This is a genomic window from Gammaproteobacteria bacterium (genome assembly GCA_029882975.1).
Lineage (GTDB): Bacteria > Pseudomonadota > Gammaproteobacteria > SZUA-152 > SZUA-152 > JAJDNG01.
The window spans coordinates 53,302-73,931 of record JAOUJW010000005.1 but is presented as its reverse complement, the minus strand read 5'-3'; the positions used below and the strand labels follow the sequence as shown (position 1 = coordinate 73,931).

General features: G+C 47.7%; 11 protein-coding genes. 5 read left to right on the top strand and 6 right to left on the bottom strand.

Annotation, left to right across the window (positions count from 1 at the left end; all coding sequences use genetic code 11):
• Positions 1-27: 27 nt before the first annotated feature.
• A complete protein-coding gene (locus tag OEY58_05405) occupies positions 28-3,342 on the top strand; it encodes a transglutaminase family protein (protein MDH5324881.1) in 3,315 nt (1,104 codons plus the stop codon).
• A gap of 42 nt (positions 3,343-3,384) precedes the next feature.
• Here the strand turns inward: OEY58_05405 and OEY58_05400 are convergent, their stop codons facing one another.
• Genes OEY58_05400 through OEY58_05390 form a run of 3 tightly spaced genes read right to left on the bottom strand, consistent with a single transcriptional unit; the run spans position 3,385 to position 6,783 of the window.
• Positions 3,385-4,404: a putative zinc-binding metallopeptidase gene (locus tag OEY58_05400; GenBank protein ID MDH5324880.1), complete on the bottom strand. Its 1,020-nt coding sequence runs from the start codon at positions 4,402-4,404 to the stop codon at positions 3,385-3,387.
• On the bottom strand, positions 4,401-5,336 hold the full coding sequence (locus OEY58_05395) for an alpha-E domain-containing protein (GenBank protein MDH5324879.1): 936 nt from the start codon (positions 5,334-5,336) through the stop codon (positions 4,401-4,403). The genes OEY58_05400 and OEY58_05395 overlap by 4 nt, the downstream gene beginning before the upstream one ends.
• A gap of 1 nt (position 5,337) precedes the next feature.
• Positions 5,338-6,783 carry a circularly permuted type 2 ATP-grasp protein gene (locus OEY58_05390; protein MDH5324878.1) on the bottom strand — a complete coding sequence of 482 codons (1,446 nt, stop codon included), beginning with the start codon at positions 6,781-6,783 and terminating at the stop codon, positions 5,338-5,340.
• 327 nt (positions 6,784-7,110) lie between these two features.
• On the opposite strand from OEY58_05390, the gene OEY58_05385 reads away from it, so the two are divergent.
• Positions 7,111-7,377, top strand: a complete 267-nt coding sequence (locus OEY58_05385; protein MDH5324877.1) for a hypothetical protein — start codon at positions 7,111-7,113, stop codon at positions 7,375-7,377.
• A 135-nt stretch (positions 7,378-7,512) separates the two neighbouring features.
• On the opposite strand, the gene OEY58_05380 is transcribed toward OEY58_05385, so the two are convergent.
• Both OEY58_05380 and OEY58_05375 read right to left on the bottom strand, forming a co-directional pair.
• The gene (locus tag OEY58_05380; GenBank protein ID MDH5324876.1) at positions 7,513-8,886 is read right to left on the bottom strand and encodes a nicotinate phosphoribosyltransferase; all 1,374 of its coding nucleotides are present in this window, start codon (positions 8,884-8,886) and stop codon (positions 7,513-7,515) included.
• A 68-nt stretch (positions 8,887-8,954) separates the two neighbouring features.
• A complete protein-coding gene (locus tag OEY58_05375) occupies positions 8,955-10,010 on the bottom strand; it encodes a bifunctional nicotinamide-nucleotide adenylyltransferase/Nudix hydroxylase (protein ID MDH5324875.1) in 1,056 nt (351 codons plus the stop codon).
• Positions 10,011-10,259: 249 nt separating this feature from the next.
• Here OEY58_05375 and OEY58_05370 point away from each other — a divergent pair, with 249 nt between their 5' ends.
• Together OEY58_05370 and OEY58_05365 are read left to right on the top strand one after the other, a co-directional pair.
• Positions 10,260-10,388 (top strand): hypothetical protein, encoded by a 129-nt coding sequence (locus OEY58_05370; protein ID MDH5324874.1) that lies wholly within the window; start codon positions 10,260-10,262, stop codon positions 10,386-10,388.
• Positions 10,389-10,399: 11 nt separating this feature from the next.
• Complete coding sequence (locus OEY58_05365) at positions 10,400-18,451, top strand: Ig-like domain-containing protein (GenBank protein ID MDH5324873.1); 8,052 nt, start codon at positions 10,400-10,402, stop codon at positions 18,449-18,451.
• A 412-nt stretch (positions 18,452-18,863) separates the two neighbouring features.
• On the opposite strand, the gene OEY58_05360 is transcribed toward OEY58_05365, so the two are convergent.
• Positions 18,864-19,799, bottom strand: a complete 936-nt coding sequence (locus OEY58_05360) for a dockerin type I domain-containing protein (protein ID MDH5324872.1) — start codon at positions 19,797-19,799, stop codon at positions 18,864-18,866.
• A 437-nt stretch (positions 19,800-20,236) separates the two neighbouring features.
• Here OEY58_05360 and OEY58_05355 point away from each other — a divergent pair, with 437 nt between their 5' ends.
• Positions 20,237-20,629 (top strand): hypothetical protein, encoded by a 393-nt coding sequence (locus OEY58_05355; GenBank protein MDH5324871.1) that lies wholly within the window; start codon positions 20,237-20,239, stop codon positions 20,627-20,629.
• The last annotated feature ends 1 nt before the right edge of the window (position 20,630 follow it).

The window sequence follows — 20,630 nt, the reverse complement described above, 5'->3', positions numbered from 1 at the left end:
AGCTATCGCTCGGTGTAACGCCACTGTATGACCATCCTGGTAGCGGTTCGCCATAAAACGATATATGACTACAGTAAACCGGTACAGCTATCACCGCATTTAATTCGTCTGCGGCCCGCCGCTCATTGCCGTTCACCTATCCAAAGTTACAGCCTGAAAATTTTTCCAGAGAAGCATTTTCTTAACTGGCAACAGGACCCTTTCGGTAACTTTGTTGCCCGCTGTGTGTTCCCGGAGAAAATCCGCCACCTGATGATCGATGTGGAACTTATCACGGAAATGACCGTGATTAATCCGTTTGATTTTTTTGTAGAGGAATACGCCGCACAATGGCCCTTTGACTATACCAACGATCTGGCTGAAGAATTAGCGCCCTATTTACAAATTAGGGAAAAGGGCCCGCTCCTAAGTCAATACCTTTCGGGTATTAAACGTGAACCGGCCGCCATTGTGGAGTTTTTGGTTAATTTGAACCAGAAACTGCAACAGCAGGTTAACTATACCGTGCGTTTAGACCCTGGTATTCAAAGCTGCGAGCAAACCCTGGAACTAAAGTCAGGATCCTGCCGTGACAGTGCCTGGTTGTTGGTTCAAATCTTACGCCACTTGGGCCTGGCAGCACGCTTTGTTTCAGGTTATCTCGTACAGTTAAAGCCTGATGTGAAATCTCTCGATGGTCCTTCGGGTACTGACAAAGACTTCAGTGACCTGCATGCTTGGACCGAAGTCTTTGTGCCCGGTGCCGGCTGGCTGGGGCTGGACCCAACGTCAGGCTTGTTTGCCGGCGAAGGACATATTCCTCTGGCTTGTACGCCGGAACCAAGCTCGGCCGCACCTGTCACAGGTTTGGCGGACCCCTGTGAGACCGAATTTCATTTTGAAAATAGTGTCACCCGAATTTACGAAGCACCACGGGTAAGCAAACCCTTCTCAGATGAGCAATGGCACGAGGTACTCAATCTGGGGGATCAGGTCGACGAACAACTGCTTAAACAGGATGTACGTCTGACTCAAGGCGGCGAACCGACCTTTGTGTCTATAGACGATCGTGACAGCGAGCAGTGGAACACCCGCGCGCTGGGACAACACAAAGAAGGTTTAGCCCGTGAATTGCTGACCGAATTGACAAAAAGTTTTGCACCGGAAGGCCTATTGCACCATGGTCAGGGCAAATGGTATCCGGGTGAGGAACTGCCTCGCTGGTCCTATAATTGTTTTTTCCGTAAAGACCATGAAGCGCTGTGGCAGGATAAAAATCTGCTGTCTCCCAAAGCTGCCCCTGGGTACAAGCTGGCACAGGCCAGAACATTCATTCAGGCACTGGCACGGCGACTGCGCGTAAACGAAGCGGCAGTAGCACCGGCCTATGAAGATGCCGCGCATTATTTACATTACGAAGCCACGTTGCCATCGGATATTGACCCGCGCAAAATGGATTTAAAAGATCCTCTGGAACGGCGGCGCTTTAGTGCTTTATTAGATCAAGGTTTGGATCAGGCCACAGGTTATACCTTGCCATTGGCTTGGTCTGAGGTAAAACAACACTGGTATGCTGCACCCTGGTCCTTTCGCCGCGGTAAAATTATTCTACACCCCGGTGATTCCCCTATGGGTTATCGTCTACCCTTGGATTCACTCCCGTTGCATGTACAGGAGAAACGCCAGACCTCGGATCGTGATAGCACCGAGGCGCGCGCCCCTTTGTCGTCTTTAAGCGAGATTACACAACGCTACTCTTTATTTGAACCACCTCAGACAGCGGTTCAAGGTTTACAACAACAATCCCTTTCTGACACTACCGACACAGATGATCAAAAAGGCCAGCAAGTGCCACACACGGCTTTATGCGTGCAGGCAAGACAGGGGCGCTTATGGGTGTTCCTGCCACCTTTGAGTCACCTGGAACACTGGCAGGAATTGATTGTTGCGCTGGAGCTGACGGCACGCGAATGCGCCCTTGCCATAGACCTTGAAGGCTACGAACCCCCGACCGATCACCGCCTACAAAAACTGTCCGTCACCCCGGACCCCGGCGTTATTGAAGTGAACATCCACCCCGCCAATAGTTGGCGCCAATTGGTCAGCAATACCCACGAACTTTACCAACAGGCACGCTTGTGTCGTCTGGGGACGGACAAGTTTATGATTGATGGGCGTCATACAGGCACAGGTGGAGGTAACCACATAACCCTGGGTGGATCTACCCCCACCGACAGTCCTTTTTTACGGCGCCCGGATCTATTGGCCAGCCTGGTATTGTATTGGCAGCACCATCCTGTGTTGTCCTATTTATTTTCCGGTCTGTTTATTGGCCCCACCTCCCAGTCTCCCCGGCTCGATGAGGCCAGAGAAGATGCTCTATACGAACTGGAAATCGCATTACAACAACTATCACCCGGCGAAGCACCTGAACCCTGGCTGGTGGATCGATTGTTTCGCAACATTTTGGTGGATATCACCGGTAATACCCATAGGGCAGAATTTTGCATTGACAAATTGTATAACCCTGTCGGCCCCACCGGCCGCTTGGGCCTGTTGGAGTTGCGCGCCTTTGAAATGCCGCCACATTGGCAAATGAGCGCATTACAAATGTTGCTGCTGCGTTCCCTGGTGGCCATGTTTTGGAACTCCCCCTATCGTGGCCGTCCGGCCCGCTGGGGTAATGCGTTGCATGACCGTTTTATGCTACCCCACTATAATGAATTGGACCTGCAACGTGTCCTTGAGGATCTGTCCCAGGTTGGTTTTGTCTTTGAGCGGAAATGGTTCGGTAGTTTTCTGGAATTTCGATTTCCCCCGTACGGCCGAATTCAACGCCAGGGAATGGAACTGGAATTGCGCGCCGCCATCGAGCCCTGGCATGTGTTGGGTGAAGAGGTGACCACTCAGGGAACGGCACGCTATGTGGATTCTTCGGTGGAACGGCTGCAGGTAAAGGTCAGCGGTTTTAATCGAGAGCGTTACTGCCTTGCCTGTAACGGCAGACGTGTTCCGCTTCAGCCCACGGAGACAGAAGGTGAATTTGTTGCAGGCATACGCTTTAAGGCCTGGCAACCGGCGTTCGGTTTACACCCCCGCCTGCCTGCTCAGGGTCCTTTGGTGATTGATATTGTCGACCTGGCGAATAGTAAAAGTATTGGTGGCTGCACTTATCACGTTGCCCACCCCAGCGGCCGCAACTATGAAAGCCTGCCGGTTAACGCCAATGAAGCTGAAGCCCGGCGCATTGCCCGCTTCTGGGATCATGGTCATAGCGCCGGAAATATGTTGCCGCAGGAAGAGTTACCCAACCCTTACTACCCCTGCACCCTGGATTTACGCTATCGACGTCACTCTCAATAAGTATAAGTGAGTTGCGAGGAACGACTTTGCAAGGATAGAAGTTTAAACAATTTGCCGAATACGGCCGTGTATATAACGAAATTTTTCAGCAATGGTCGGTGCAACCACGAATGGATAAGCATCCGCCAACCCCAGACTCCGATTCAATTCATTGAGCGTCACAGCTAAGCGATCCCAACTTGACAACAAGGTATCAACATCCATGGGTTCTTCCACAGGGGGTAGCACACCCCGCGCTATGGCTGTCTCCAGGGTATCGCAAACGTGCAAAAGATGGGCGAAGCATTCAGCCCAGTCTTCCAGCGGATGGGCGCCGGCATAGGCACTGATATAGCTTTGCTGCCAACCGTCTAGGGGACCGTTTTGGTAATAGTTTTGTAGAGCTTTTTCATAAGGCAGCTGAGGGTCGCCGAAAACTGCAGCAAAGTTTTGCTGATCCCCCACCAGCAACTCGAAATAGTAATGCCCAGCTTCATGTCGCAAATGTCCTAACACCGTACGATAACGTTCAAAATTCAGTTGTTTTTGCCAAGCCCGTTGCACCTCATCGGCTTCCAGAATATTCAGGGTAATTACACCATTTCTGTGACCGGTGATAACAAACTCTTCCGGCATATTGGGATTGCTACGCTGGTCTTCAAGAAAATCAAACGCCAGTCCCATAGGGTAAGCGGAAACGGGGGCATTCAGAGGCAGGCCCAGTTGCAGCAGCCCGTAAATAAGTCGTCGTTTGGCCTGTTCAATAGAGTTCCAATGAAACAGATTACCTTCTTTTGATAAGTCAGGAATGGTGCGGTTGAGACTGCAGGCCACACAAAGTTTGTTTGTCGATGAGGCATTTTCGGCTTCAATCAGACCATTACAAACTCCATGGAGCCGCCCGTTGTCACACAAGTGATATTGGGTTCGGTCCAAAGTGGATACCCAGGTATTATCACCTCCTGGTTCCAGGCTGAGTATCATGGCTTTATTGGGATCGTACCCTACAGCAAGCTGACAAGCCTGACAGTAGCGGCTATCGAAAAATACTTCCTGTCCACACTGGCAGAAAAAACGTTTCATGAAACACTGTGGGGCTGGAACCAAGTGCTGACAATGGCATGGTGAATTTTGCCCAATTGTAACTGAAGCTCATCAATAAATTCATGCAATGCATTTCCCCTTAGTTCCGACACTTCAGTACTTTTAAGCTTCTGTTTGACTGAACGGATCACTTTGATAGGTACCACGTTGAGTGGAAGTGCCGACACGCTGTCTTCGATTTCCTGCAAAGTATGGCCGAGAGAACGCGGGAATACCGGGTTGCGCATTAAGAATTCCAGCACATCGTCGGGACGTACTTTTCGTCTGACGTTCAAGCGGTACATTTGATAGGCACTTAAGGACTGCAATACACTGACCCATAGGGCATTACGATAGAGCAAAACCTCGTCATCGGCGCCCAGTAGATGGGCCGACCCCACATCAATTATTCTTGTACTCATGTCGCCACGCTCCAGGTTGCGACCAATGCGAATAAAATGATAAGCGTCCTCATGGTTCATGCAACCGGCCAACATTCCTGTTATTTGCTGGCATCGTTGTATTATGTCATTCAGCACTTTGTGTCGCGAGTTTCGTGGTAGATTCTTTTTCCCGCGTCGGGCCACACTTAAGTATAGGCTGTTAATGCGTTCCCAGGTTTCACTGGGCATGACCTCCCGGGTGATGCGCATATTCTCTCTAGCAGCAGCCAGAGAACTGATAATGGAACTGGGGTTTTCCCTGTCACCGAAAACAAAAGATACGACGTTTTTTTCAATGGACTTGACCTGGGCCCCGGCAATACTCTCCCGCACCCCCATAACATCAATCAGCAGATCCCAACCCGGTTGTACTGAAGTAGGTAAATCCAGTATCAGATTATGACGCACTAACAAAAGTCGTGCCGTATTCTCAGTACGTTCCACATAACGGGCAAACCAGTACAAACGTTCGGCCACACGGGATAACATTCTAATTAACCTCCGTATCCACTACCCAGGTATCCTTGCTGCCGCCCCCTTGGGAGGAATTGACTACCAGGGAACCTTGACGCAAGGCCACCCGGGTAAGACCGCCGGCGGTCACATAATGCTTGCGTCCCTGCAGGATAAAAGGCCGCAGATCCAAATGTCGGGGCTCAATTTTACCATTACACAAAGTGGGTGCCGTGGACAAACTCAACGCGGGTTGCGCCATATAGTTACGTGGATGCTTGTTAATTAAAGCAGCAAAGCGGTTTTGCTCCGCCTTGCTGGCAGCCGGCCCCACCAACATACCGTACCCACCGGATTCATTGGCCGGTTTGACCACCATCTTCTCCAGATTAGCAAGCACGTGTTTGCGTTCACTTTCGTCAACACAGAGGTAGGAAGGTACATTGGGGATTATAGGGTCTTCGTCCAAATAATACTTAATCATCTTGGGAACATAGGTATAGACCACCTTATCGTCCGCCACACCGGCACCCGGTGCGTTGGCCAACGCCACCTTTCCGGCGCGCCAGGCCCGAAACAATCCTTTCGTACCCAGGCAAGAATCTTTTCGAAAAGCCTCAGGGTCGAGAAAGTCATCATTAATACGTCGGTAAATCACGTCTACTCGCTCCAATCCCTTTATGGTTTTCATGTAAACGCAATCATCGTCCGCCACCACCAAGTCAGAGCCTTCCACCAGTTCCGCTCCCATCCCCTGAGCCAGATAGGCATGCTCAAAGTAGGCGGAATTGTAAATACCCGGAGTCAATACCACCACCTCAGGGCTGTGAGACTTTCGCGGTGACAAAGACGCAAGCATTTCGAACAACTGCGAGGGATAATCGTCTACCGGCAGAATTCTATGTTTGTGAAACATTTGCGGTAGAATTCGTTTACTTACCGCCCGATTTTCTAACATATAGGAAACACCAGAAGGTACCCGCAAATTGTCTTCCAGCACATAAACGGTACCGTCTTTATCTCTGACCAGATCCGAGCCGCAAATATTGGCCCACACGCCATAACGGGGCTTAATGCCATGGCAAACCTGTAAATAATCTTTGGAACTTTGGATCAATTCGATGGGAAACACTTTATCCTTAACGATACTCTGTTTATTGTAGACATCGTTAATGAACATATTGAGTGCGGTCAGGCGTTGCACCAAACCCTTCTCCAGGCGCTGCCACTCTTTCAGTGCAATGACTCGTGGTATGACATCCATAGGCCAGGCCCGGTCTATGTTTTCCCCTTCACTGTAAACGGTAAAACTGATCCCCATTTCCTGAATGGCCAGTTCCGCAGCCGTTTGACGCTGAACCAACTGCTTCTCACTGATTTTCCCCAAATAGCGTATTATTTTCCGGGCGGCCATTCTGGGATGTCCCGGCGAGCTAAGGAGTTCATCGTAATAGTTGTCGAACCGGTACTGATCCCAATCAATGGTACTGCGCTGGAGAGATTCTTTCTTTGACACGGCCAACCCTTTTGCGGTGAAACCCTGGAGATATATGCATATTAGATCATAGTGACTCGGGTACGCAAACTGATTTGCAGCATAAACATTTTGCTGAATACTTTATGCAACGCTAAGTTTGCTTTCAGCATGCGATCAATTATTAAACAGCAGCGTTTATAATAGAAGGAATTAGCGTACTTCTAGACTCCCTTACGATTTTATCGTAGACTCGCTCCAAACAGAAAAACCTTTTCTACACAGGGTAAAACTAGGTTTTGGTATCATGATAGATTTTCAAAAGCAGGAAAACGAATGCACCCAGTCAAAACGCTCTTCATCGGTTTAGCGGTAGGAACTGCAACAGGCTTATGGATTGGAACCAACATCGGAAAAGACCAGTCCATATTCAGCAATCCTTTTGCCGACAACTCACTGCAGCATAAAATAAAACAAACCGGAGATAAACTGATGGAAAAAAGCGGCGAGGCCATTGAGGCCGGTGCCAAAAAACTCGAAAAAGGAGGCCAGGCACTGAAGGAAAAAGCGCGCCAAAACAATGGGGACACAGATAACAAGTAATTATACTTCTCTGTTCGCTATTTACCTAACAAGCTTTGGTAAAAAGAAACCCGTAATACATATTCGAAAAGTGCGTTTTCGAAGACGAACAACGGGTTTCTTGTTTCTCACTTTTTAGAAATACCGCTACGAGTTTTAAACCGCTCTATTCCGGATTTCTGCCAAGGACCATTGCCTGCACAGATCCCCATTGCGAAACACTGTGACCAGACAATTATCCCGACCATTTAGACTCACCTCGGGTATGGTCAGATAGGTTTCTTTATCACGTACAAGCGCCAATCGTCCACGTTTAGAACGCTTGCCGCGATCGGTTACCGGGTCTTTGTGCACGTCCCGCCACTTACCATTGATTCGAATCGAGGACGCTTTCATCGCAAACCGCAGAGAGTCTCGATCCACTTTTTGTAACAAGCCCCCTCCCATCCCAAAAGCAATGTTGTCAGCACTTTGTTTACGCTGTTTCATCGCTGCCAGTATTGTCTCAATACTACCCAAGGAGACACCGTCACCTTGGATGACCCTAAGATATGGCGGTAACACTCGGTACCCTTTTTGGTTAACAGCGTAACCAAATTTATTCATCAACCTTTCTATTGTTTGTGTCACCACCTCCGTCGGGTCACCACTGTCCGGACGAATTACCAAAGTCCCACCGGAATTGATCACAGAGTCTTTCAATGTATCACCCCAAATGCTGTCAATGGCGTTCCACAAATCGTAGGAATCACTCACCACCGCCAGCATACGGTTTTCTCCACTAAATTGCCGCAGCATATTGGCATAAGCCAGAGTTTCGCCATCCCTGCCCCAAGCTGTCATGGTGCTGTGTTCCGCGGCGGGTATGGAGTAACCCGCCATAGGTTCGTTATAATAGCGTTTAGCTGCAAGTACGCCGGACACCGTGTCTGTACCCAGAAAATTCACCAAATGTGCGGCAGCGCCTATAGCCGCCGATTCGTTTGAACTGGCACCGCGCGCGCCAAAATCATGGAGTTTGAACGGCAAACCATCCAGGTTATCGGCAGTTTTTTCCAAATAGGACTTAATCACTTGCTTAACCTGCCGACTGGTACTTGCAACAGTGGTGGGATACCACACCGCACGCAATAAGGCAGTTTCAATATAGCTGCTTAACCAGGCACACCTAGGGTCCGTATTGACCACTTGAACCAACACGTTTTGCACAGGTACCACAGTACCTTCCGGAACCGCTTGGATCTCGATAGGCAGGTATCCATTGTATTCGGTTAAAATATACTCCCAACCTTCCCTATTAAAAGGTAAACCGTGGTTGGTAAAAATCGCTTCAGCTTCGTCTATATCGGCCAATGTAATGGGCCGAGTAAGCGTTTCTTTGATAAACATCTGCAAACCAAAGAATACGGTTTCTGAATATATGCCACCACGCGATTCAATATAACTGGATATGTATTCGGTACCCGGCGGGTACTGCACATAGTGTGAGGCCTTATATGAGTCGGTGTTCAAAATAATATTTGTATTCATGACGGAAACCCTCCTGTCACAGTATCGAAATCGGGTCTGTCCCGTTTTCGTTATCAACCTTACTTTTCCTACACCCCTGTCAACTCCTGTATAATAAAATAATGATCCTCATACATTCTGCCGGGATCAAGATCGGCCAGGGGTATCCACATGGCGTGTTTGGAATCATCACCTCCTTTTACTTTGGGCAAATCTTTATTAGGCTCTAACTCGATATAAAATGCATGGGTAAAGGTACGTCCACGTGTTGATCGGTTAGGGTCATCGAAAACCTTTTGGGTTTTGATATGTCCTTTCAAAACCGGTGTTGGTATTTTTAAACGTGTTTCTTCCTTCAATTCTCGCAAACAAGCGGCGACGAGAGTTTCAGTCTGGTTTACAAAACCACCGGGTAATGCCAACTGTCCTTTACCGGGTCTGGCCTTTCTTTCCACCAACAATACATGGCCGGATTGTACAACCACTGCATCCACGGTAACGAAAGTGGGCGGATACGGAGCATTGTTCCAAGCAGACTTATAATTATTCACAAAAACATGCTCATCCCGAATTTCCTGATACAAAGGCGCTGCAACGAAATTACGCAATTCCTGCACCACTGCGGCAGGTAATAGGTCATCGGCACTCTGAAAAAATTCCTCTTCTCGCTGTGTTTGGAACAAACCATTCCGTATTGCTGTGGCGTTAATCTGACGATAGTTGTCCACCTGCACCGCCCCCCATTGCGGAAACAGATTCAGGTAATAAGCTGTGTGGTCTTTGCTGTGACCAATAAGCCCAACTTTCGCCGGTCTGTGCGGTTGACCGTGATGAGCAGTGACTAATCCGTTAACAGTAGCCTGTACGTTCCGAACCCAAGACTCATCGTTATACATCACATCCATAAGGGGCACGATATGAACGCGTTGGGACTCTGTATCGCTTAATGCACTGCGAATCATATTTTCGCGCTCGGAAACGGTCCAGGGATTGCGAAAATTGCGTGGTTGGTGGGCTGAACCTACCAAAACGATAAGGTGCTCCGATTGTTTAAGACCTTCTTGAATGACCGCTAAATGACCTCGGTGAAATGGCTGAAATCGACCAATAAATACTAGAAAATCAAACGCTTTAACATCTTTCATGGCAGCAACCCTCTTGCCGGTAAAACCGCGTCCGGTCTATCCGAACGGGTGTTGGTTGTGCCGAAGAACCCCTTCAGCTCACTTCATATTAGTGTACTAGATACACTATGTCAAGACTGCGTCAAACCTTTTGAGAATTTTCAGATTGTGGCTTTTTTGTAATATCCCATTCGTCAACCCGGTATTGCATAACGTTTACAATGTGACGGACGACACAGTTAGGAGTGAATTATCTGAAAGAGAAAAGTGATGAGAAATTGGATTAAGACCATGGCCATCGCCTGCCTGTTGATTTCGACCGTTCACATTACCGCCTGTAGCGGTGATTCAAGTGAAAATAGCAACTCCAATGAAACAGTAATCAAAGGCAGGGCATGAGGAAAATTGTTGTGATATTGTTAAATCTCGGCTCCTACAAAAAACACGCTATTACAAAATATACCCTTCACCTATTATTTTTACTTTCCTCACTAAGCTGCTCACCCTTACTCGCACAAACATTTGTTTACGTCTATGATCAGTCAGGCCAACTTCTGACACCCAGCAACGCTGCAACGAATTGCCCGGATCCCGGTCAAACCCGAGCCGGCGATCACTGTAAAGGCGTGCTGGTTGATGATAACGGTGAATATGAACTCCGTCTAGATACCCTGCCCTCGGGTAATTTACTATTGCTTGCCAACAGCTATCGAGTGGTTTCCGCAGCTACGCCGGGAGCTGCCGATACCTTTGTTCTACTCAAATCCAAACGCAGGTTGGATTCGCTAAATGCACGACAAATCAATCCCGGCGTAGATATAAATGCCGTCTCCGAAGCCGGTGTGGTTGCGCTGGAAAACTATCATCACATACCTAAAACCCGAACCGATTTAATTACTCCTTTGTTGGCCGGTGCCGTTGCCGGAGTAGATGCACCGGCCTTAAACCGTGCACTTGGTACCAGTCACAGCGACAACTACTCTGTAGAAACTGTAACCCAACAAACAATCGACATCCTGGTGGATCAACTTGATGACTTGAGTCTCGCGGATGAACAAACCTTAGTAGAACTGGCAAAACTGGCCATACAATATCAGGGTAGTAACACGGCGGTTACCTACATTCGCAAAAACACTCAACAGGCTCTGACCCAACCCGACACATTTACGGAAGTCAGAGACCGTGTCTTCAACCATATCAGTTCCATTGTTGAGAACACCGAACCGGTTTTGGTTCTGGAAGCCGATAAATACATGTTATTTCCACAAGAATTGGCGCAACTATCCACCATAAACAGTGTCAACCCTGCACAGTTCTTTGCGTATACGTGGCTGGGTACCAGCAGCATTAACAGTGCAGCCACATTTTCTAAACCGGAAATCGGCTCTTATCTGGTTTGCGCAACCGGTGAAATAGAAAATAGTAGTAACAGCAGCACTGATTGTGTGCGTTTAGCCGTTAAGGAGCAGGTCATTGCTATCGCACGGAGCAGCGAAAAACGTATTGGCACGAACAATCAACTCAGAGTATCCGGTTCCACAAGCATAGGAGCCAATAGATACCGTTGGAGTGGGCCGGGTCAGTTTGACAATACAAGTGCTGAGACAACGATTTGGACCGCACCGGCAGTTTCCGGCAGCTATGCCTTAACATTGACCGTCAATGACGAAGTCATGGACAGGATTAGTGTCGAAGTATTTGATGTCCTGCCCGTCTCCATAGCAGAAGCACAGCCCGCGGTTATCGTACTGGACGCCGGATGGGCAAGTACCCAATTACTGAGTGGCAGCATCTCCACCGACGGTTCCGCTGTCGACCAGCTTGAATGGACCATATTGTCTACACCCTCAGGTGCCAACGCTACAATTCAAGACAGCAATGGTGCAGAGACCGTTTTCAACACGAACACCGCGGGAGATTATCGCATTCAGTTATCCGCACAAAAAGGCAGCCTAAGCCACAGCACCGAAATCGATATTCAAGTTCGCGTACCCGGTGTTCCGGTAGCCATTGCCGGTGAGGATTTGGTGACTTTTCGTAATACTTCCACAATGCTGGATGGAAGTCGCAGCTACATCACCGACAGTAGTCTATTGCAATATTTGTGGAGCAGCACTAACGCAACCCTCCTTTATCCTGAGGCATCGGTGAGCTATTTTAACTCCGGCACCATTGGTCAATATTCCGTACAACTAGTGGTCAGTGCCAATGGAGTCAGTAGCACGGATCAACTCACCGTAACAGTAGAAAATCAGCTTCCCGCAGTCAGCGATCACGTGGAAGCCAATCTTCTTAATGAAATCATGACCGCCAATGTAGTAGGTATGGATAACGACGGAGATAGTATCACTTATGAGTTGTTGAGTAGCACAAAAAGCGGCGGTATTACCATGGACAGCACAACGGGACAATATACGTATATTCCCGGCGGAATCAAAGGGTGTCGCTATAAACCATCATCTCCGGTCAATAATCAGAACGGTGGTATGGAAGTACCTGTCATCAAACTGTGTGCCGATCGCTATACGGCATCTCTCGGTGAAGTAATCCATTTAACTACCAGCAATAGCATCCACGCCTCTCAGTTCAGCGGTTACCAATGGCAAGGTGGAGCCGTTGGGGACAGTAATGATATAACCTCGGCAAGCTATACGGGAACAACCGCGGGATTACACCAAGTTTGTGTGGTAGGTTCGATCGGTCAAAGCGCCAACACCAGCACAGCCTGTGTTGATGTACTCATTGAATCAAATGGAAGTGTCGATGACAATGTGGAAACGGGCTATATAGACAGTTTTACATACCGAGCCAATGACGGTTTTGGTAACTCCAATACGGGCAAAGTGGTACTTACCATAGGCTGGAAAAACAGTGTGCCGGAAGTAAGCAATTTGAACTTGAGTACAAACGAAGACACGCCGGTAAGCGGTGAGTTGATTGGAACCGATGCAGACGGTCACTCCTTAACTTTTCGTATTTTGGGCAACGGATCTTTGGGCACAGCGGTCATAACCAATCCTGATACCGGTGCTTTTTCCTATACACCAAACAACAACGCTTTCGGCCAGGATCGTTTTACCGTTGTTTCCCACGATGGCTATGAAGACTCCGTAGCGGGCACCGTGACAGTAACCATCACTGGAACCAACGACTACCCACTGGCATTTTATGTTGGTACATTGAATACCTTGGAAGATAACGCTGTTAGCGGCGTATTAGGTGGAAGCGACCCCGATGATGATGAATTGGAATTCAGACTAGCCACCGTTCCGGAAAAAGGAGATGTGCTCATTACCAACACCCAAACGGGATCCTTCGTATACACTCCCCATGCAAACAAAAATGGAACAGATCAGTTTTTCTTTGTGGTATATGATGGTTTGGTTGAATCCAACACCGCACCGGTCAACATTAATATTACACCGGTAAACGATCCGCCTGTGGCAACCGGATCCAGCCACAGTGTCAATACTGATGAGGTTTTATCCGGGCAGTTAGATGCCGTCGATGTAGACTTGGACGTTTTAGCCTATTTGGCTGCTGCCCAGCCGACTAAGGGTACGTTGGTAATTGACAGCGACACCGGCGTGTTTACTTACACACCCAATGGTGAATTGGGAACCGATAGTTTTGGCTTCACCGCAAGCGATGGTCTATTGCAGTCCAATGCGGCTACTGTGCAAATTACCGTACTTCCTGCAAATTCGGCTCCACTTGCTCAGGACGATGCAATCGTTGTTTTCGAAAACGTTACCTACGGTGGTGTGGCGCCGGCAGAAGATGTTGAAAATCAACCGTTGACTTACCATCTGGTATCTCCACCTCGCTTGGGTGCTGTAACGTTCAACCCGGACAACTCCGGTCACTACAGTTATACACCAAGATTCAATACCAAAGGTAATGACTATTTTACCTATAAGGTTAACGATGGCGACAAGGACTCCGCTGTCGCTACCGTACAAATTAACATTATCCCTGCTTCCGTGTCCTGTGCAGGCCCGGGCAATATGCGCCGGGATACCGATGGTGACGGATATGCCGATTTTATCGAAGCCGATTTTGGTACATCTGCGGTTGACCCCTTATCCACACCCTTTGGTGCTGACGCGAACAGCTACGGCGTATCCTATGCTGATGATGACGACAGCGATGCCTATGTGGATATTCACGAACTGTGGTTAATGACGAATCTTAAGGATGCAAATTCCAAACCCAGTTTATCCACCTTGAACGGCGTTCCCAATTGCCTAACGCCGTTATTGGATAGTGTACCCCCGGCACTATTTGCCTTTAGTATCCTCACACCGACTATCGACGCCTCCGGTGGCACCGCCAAGGCACGTTTTGCCTTGTCTGTCATCGATAACGCCGTCGGTGTAAAAACTGTACAAGTGAGCCTGCGCAGTCCCAATGGGCAAACGGTAAAAGCTGACTATAGTGCGGCTTCGCAACCTCTAGTCCTGTATACCCAATTCGATAGCGAGGTTTTCAGTCGCTATGCAGACGACGGTGTTTGGACAGTCGCAGAAATTAAAATCATCGATGTCCTGGGTAATCCGTTATCCCTGAGCAGAGAAGATTTGTTGGCATTGAATTACCCGGCATCGATAACAGTAACGAATGTAAACGCAGATGTTGTTGCTCCCACGCTAAACGCATTCGCCATCCTGACTCCTAATGTAGATGTGACACCCGGTGATGCGGTGGCTCAAGTTCAGCTAAACGTCAGTGACAATGTCTCCGGCTTGCAACTCTTGTCTGTCACAATACGCAGTCCCAGCGGTAAGAACTATCGCTGGGCACAGGAAACTCGCGCTGACCAATTGCCCAACCTGGATATCACTTTGAGCACCAATATTTTCCCAGTCCACAGCGAAACCGGAATATGGACAGTATCGGAACTAAAACTGGCCGACCATGCCAAAAATGAACAGGTATGGAATACCCTGGATCTCCAATCTCAAGGTTTTCCCACTGACATTACTGTAATCGGTGCCCCACTGGACACTACCCCTCCACAACTTTTGCAATTAGACACTTTAACACCGGTTGTTGATGTGACCCCCGGTAATGAACAAGCTACTTTGTTTGTTTCTGCTACGGATGATTTCGGTATTGCTGAGGTCAACTTAACTCTACAATTGCCGTCCGGGAGTATCATAGAAGTACCCTTAAGAACGTTGGATCTTCCCTTAACAGTAAGCACCAGGCTAAACAGCGCGACATTTCCGCAGAGCACCTTGCCGGGTTTTTGTGAGTACCTGCAATTGAGCATTACAGACAGCAGCGGAAATACGGCAATTTGGAATACACAACAACTGGCTGCACTCGGTTTTGTAACCCGATTTGAAATACGTAACAACGGGATGTTTGGTATTCACAACAATACACCATTCGCATACGGTGGCAGTATCGTTACATTGGAAGACACCCCGTATTCCAGCTACTTTGAAGCATACGATATCGAATCAGACCCATTAAAGTTCATAGTGGTAGATAGTCCTCAAAAAGGCAGCGTGATATTTACCAACAACGCAACCGGAGAATTTACTTTTACACCGAGAGCAAATGAATTTGGTGAAGATAGTTTTACTTTTAAAGTTGATGACGGCTATTCTGAATCGGATACAGTGACTGTTTATGTCCATATTGTGCCCAACCCTGATCCCACACTGGGTGAACATATGGAGATCACAGTAGTTGAAAACACTTCCTATTTAGGCAACTTTAAGGCCTCTGACGCCGACAAAGAACCCATCGGTGCCACAGCGCATGGCGCTGTGAACGGTACCATCTCGGTTATGAGTGGTACCTCTTTTGAATATGTACCTGACACAAACTTCATAGGCTCCGACAGCTTCTTCTATCAAGTCAGCGATGGCAACAGCGTCTCACAAGAGTACACTGTCACGGTAAATGTAGTACCGGACACAGCCCTGATTAACTTTACGATTTTGACTCCCATAGTCAGCGCTTATGATACCTTTGTGCCCATTGAGGCTGAAGTAACACTTACCAAAGCGATTGCTTCGGTAAATGAAGTAATACTAACACTGGAAGGCCCCAGTGGGCAGGTGGTGGGTTTCCATTCCTTCGTACCCGAAACCGGTTATCCCATTCTAATGAAACAGAACGTTTATACCCCCAGCCAGCCTTTGGAACCCGGGGTCTGGACCTTTAAGAATTTATTAGTGAAAAAGGACAACAGTGCATTCAGTACCGTTGTGGCCACGGATATAGAAGCAGAAGGATTCAACGATACGGTTGAGGTTGCCGCCAATACTTCTCCCCAATGTACATCAGCGGATACCTATGCTGCGGTACTGGGCGAACCACGCAGCGGTTTCTTAAGTGCTGTCGACCCTGAAGGCAATACCATGAGCTATATACTTGCTCAAAAATCCGGTAAAGGCAGAGTAAGTATTAATACACAAACCGGAGTATTCACCTACACAGCCACTGCTCTGGGTCAAGACTTCTTCCTGTTTGCGGTTTCTGATGGTATCAGCACCTCTACCAATTGCTCCATCATTTTCAACAACACTGCAGCAAATGGTGCACCGGTAGCATTAAGTGATACCTATGCTGTTAAATCCGGGAAATCCTTTAGTGGAGTGCTGTCCGCTTCGGACCCCAACGACGATGCTTTGGTGTACGAAATCGTCACAGCCTCCACAAAAGGCCAGGTAAATATTATAGACAACGCCACCGGAAAATTTATCTACTGGCCAAATAGTGACAGTTTAGGTGCAGATAGTTTCAGTTTTAAAGTAAACGATGGCCTCAGTGATTCCAACATAGCGGTTGTGGATCTAACCATCAATGCGCAAAATACGCCGCCCACAGTACACACGACGGAAATTTTCGTATTCCAAAGTGTTGCCTACAACGGGGTATTATCTGTAACCGATGCAGATAATGACAACTTGAACTATACCGTCTCACGAAATGGCAGCCTTGGCTCCATCAATATCAATGCCACCACTGGGGCATATACTTATATCCCATTAAACGGCATCCTGGGACAAGACTACGTTACGGTTAAAGTCAGCGACACGGAGGCTTTCAGCGAGGCGCAGATTCTGGTACACATTATCAGTACAGAGCAAGCCTGTGGTACTGGCGGAATCGAACCACGCAGTGACACCGATGGCGACGGCTATGTAAATTTTGTTGAAACCGCCTTCTCCACCGATATCAATAACCCGACTTCTACACCCTTTGGCCTCGATGCAACACAAATGGGCGTTCTGTTTACCGACGACGATGACGCGGACAGTATTACGGATCATATGGAATTGTGGTACGGATCGGATCCCACAGATGTCAATTCTGTTCCTCAATATGTGCTGCAGCAATGTTTTAATCCTCTATCCGATGGTATTAAACCCCGCCTGATTGGCTTTAACATACTCACGGATACGGTTGATGTTAGCAATGGAACCGCACCCATCAGTTTCGATATTACCCTGATGGACAATGCCTCCGGTATCAAACGAGCCCGACTGACACTGGTCAGCCCATCCGGCACTTTTGTGACCAGTTCGGTTTCCTTCACAAACTTCCCCTTGATTACCGGTGCCAGGCTCAGCACCCAGGATCTGTCATCTTATTCTGAACAAGGTACATGGCAGGTGTATGCGATGACGTTGTTCGATGAAGCCGGAAATCGTTTGGACCTAAACCAGGATGATTTTACCCAGGCCGGCTACGCCACTGCGGTCAACGTCATCAATAGCAACAGTGACACAAGCGCACCGGTGCTGATCAGCTTAACGGTATTAAGCCCCATCGTCTATCCGGGTACGGCCGATGATAAAATGATGTTGAACCTGGATGTGAGTGATAACAGCTCCGGAATCAGTTCAGCTCGAGTGGACTTTATCAGCGCGTCCGGAACCATAGTGACAGCGTCTACTACGCTAAGCAATCCAACCACCACCGCTGTATTGACCTTGTCTACAGGCACCTTGAGCCAACATCTGGAACAAGGACAGTGGTCGGTATTGTCCGTCATGTTGGTAGACGCGGCGGGTAATAGTGTGCAATACCAACAAACGGACTTGAACACCACGTTGCAAGTGACCAACCCCTTGAGCGACACCTTAGCGCCTACTGTGTCCTACTTTTCGGTAGTCACGAAAAATGTCACAGCGGGCTCGGGAAGCGCTGTTATGAGTTTTGCACTTTCAGTAGCCGACGACATATCCGGTATCAGCAAAGTACGGGTGGACATCACCGGCCCATCGGGCCAAGTAATGAGCGCCTGGGGCGACTTTAGCAGCTCCCAGCCCTTACAAAGCGATACCATTATTAGCACATCCCCGCTCAGCACCATGCTCGAATTGGGCACCTGGAATATCACCGCGGTGGAAATTCAAGATGATGCAGGCAATCGAACTCAACTGTCACTGCTTGATTTGTTTGTGCTGGGGTATGATACGGAGATAATTGTGGAATAGCGGCTTTTTGCGTATTCCACCAAACAGGCTTTCAGCGTGCTCTATATTTGCTCACGTGCAATCATTGAAACCCGTGTACATAAGACACTCTGAACGGCGGAATACGTAAACTATTCCGCCTACTCCAATGCGTTTCCAAATCCGTAGGGTGGAATAGCGTCTTTTTGCGTATTCCACCAAACAGACTCTAAACTTACTCCATAATTGCTAACACGTGCAATCATTGAAAGCCGTGCACATCAGAAACTCTGCTTGGCGGAATACGTAAACTATTCCGCCCCCATTGTGATACCAACCAATGTGATACCAACCGTAGGGCGGAATAGCGTCTTTTTGCGTATTCCACCAAACAGATTTTCAGTTGACTCCATATCTAAAACCTAGCATCCATACCAAAACCATCCAACCGCTATTAATGATGCTGTTGAAAAAACGAGGGTACCGGGCGATCACCGTTAATACTGGACTCCGAAGGAGCATTGGGATCTGCACATGGGTGTGTGCCGGCAAACACGCCATTGGGATTTAAATCAAACATCCAGGCATGCAGCATCCAAATATTAAACCAAGGATTCAAATTGGTATTGGGATCTTTGTAAATACTGGGTAGACTTTGGCATTCTTCAAAAGTGGTATGTTGATTCAAACTAATTACCGGATTTTCGAATGTACCTTCTGCTGTAATGCATAATCCTGCATGGGTATGCCATTTTTCATCAGGAGATCCGGTAAACCTTGGAGGATGATCGGCAAATCCCACCACACGTTGAGACTGCCACTGTCCACCGGGTGTAGGGTAATCAGTGGCGCCTTGTTCAAACACGGGAATCGCTGACTTATTCCAGTACATCCCTTTGACCGTATGGCTCTCTGCGGAATAATTTACCCCATCCGGGTTCCAAATGTCCGCCTCACCATCCTGTATAAAGTCATCCCAGTGCTCTCCATGCCCAGACAATGCCGGAGTAATTGCAGCAAAACCCGTTGCACTCAGTTCTTCCGCAGTGTCGATTAGTTGGTATTGTTTGTTGCGGTGAAACATATAGGCTAAAAAACGTTCAGTTGGTTGACTGCGCAAACCCAAGTCCTGTTTAGCTTTAAGGATATCTTGTCGATTGAGTCGCCCATCTGCATTCAAATCATAAAAAGCGTAATAGTTTTCTTTTTCAATCACCTTTCTAATAATGACAATATCTGCATCGGAGACCACCCCATCACCATTAAAGTCGGCAACGTTAAGAATGGGGGGGGCACTGCCTGTACATATTTCTCGATCATCATCGTCTGCCAGCAAGGTAACCGGTGTTACACAAATTAAACCTATCAGTCCATAGACATAGTTTTTCATAATTTCTCCGAGTAGTAATGCGATAACTTTTTTATTGAGCTGCATATTATAGCTAGTCAGTTAATTGATTTGCCAGTTGCACAAATTCATTAATACAAATGGATTAGATTGCCACCTGTGTTTTTTTGAATCTCGACGGATGCGTTTGGGTTCATACACCTAAAACATATTAAAGAACATAAGACCCGAAAGCCTTGGCGTGTTTTGTAATGAGATCTTAAATCTTGGATTGGGATGTATTGACTTATACGGCTAACAGGAATAGTTATTTTTAATCCTATTAGTTGCTCTATTTATTAATATCTATGTTTAAGACTATACTGTAAGTTACTGTAATTAATTTAGTTTATCATTTCTCCCCGCTTACTGACCGCTAAATATTTCAGTCGTAAGACCGATACTGGTTTTTATAAACCGACTCAATATAGGGGTGATCCATGCTTCACGGCAATATCCTGAAAATTCGCGATGAAAACGCAACCGGGCAGATATTCCACGAATTGGAGTTGAAATTCGACAAAGTGGAAGTCACCGTAAAAGATATTATTGTCGAACGAGTATACCGAGAAGTCATTTTGTACAATCAAAAAGCAGATCAAGTCCAGAACGCGCTGGTAAAACCAAAAGACGAAGAAGTTCGACTTAATGGAAAACGCATACGTCACATCGATGCTGAAAAACAGGTTGAGGTTGCATTAAAAGCTTTTGAGAGCAATGGCTTTTTCATGCTGGTGGACGATTTTCAAGCGGAGGCACTGGAGCAAATTGTACCGATTAAGGAAAACACCGTCATTAGTTTTGTCAAACTCACTCCCTTAGTTGGGGGTTAGC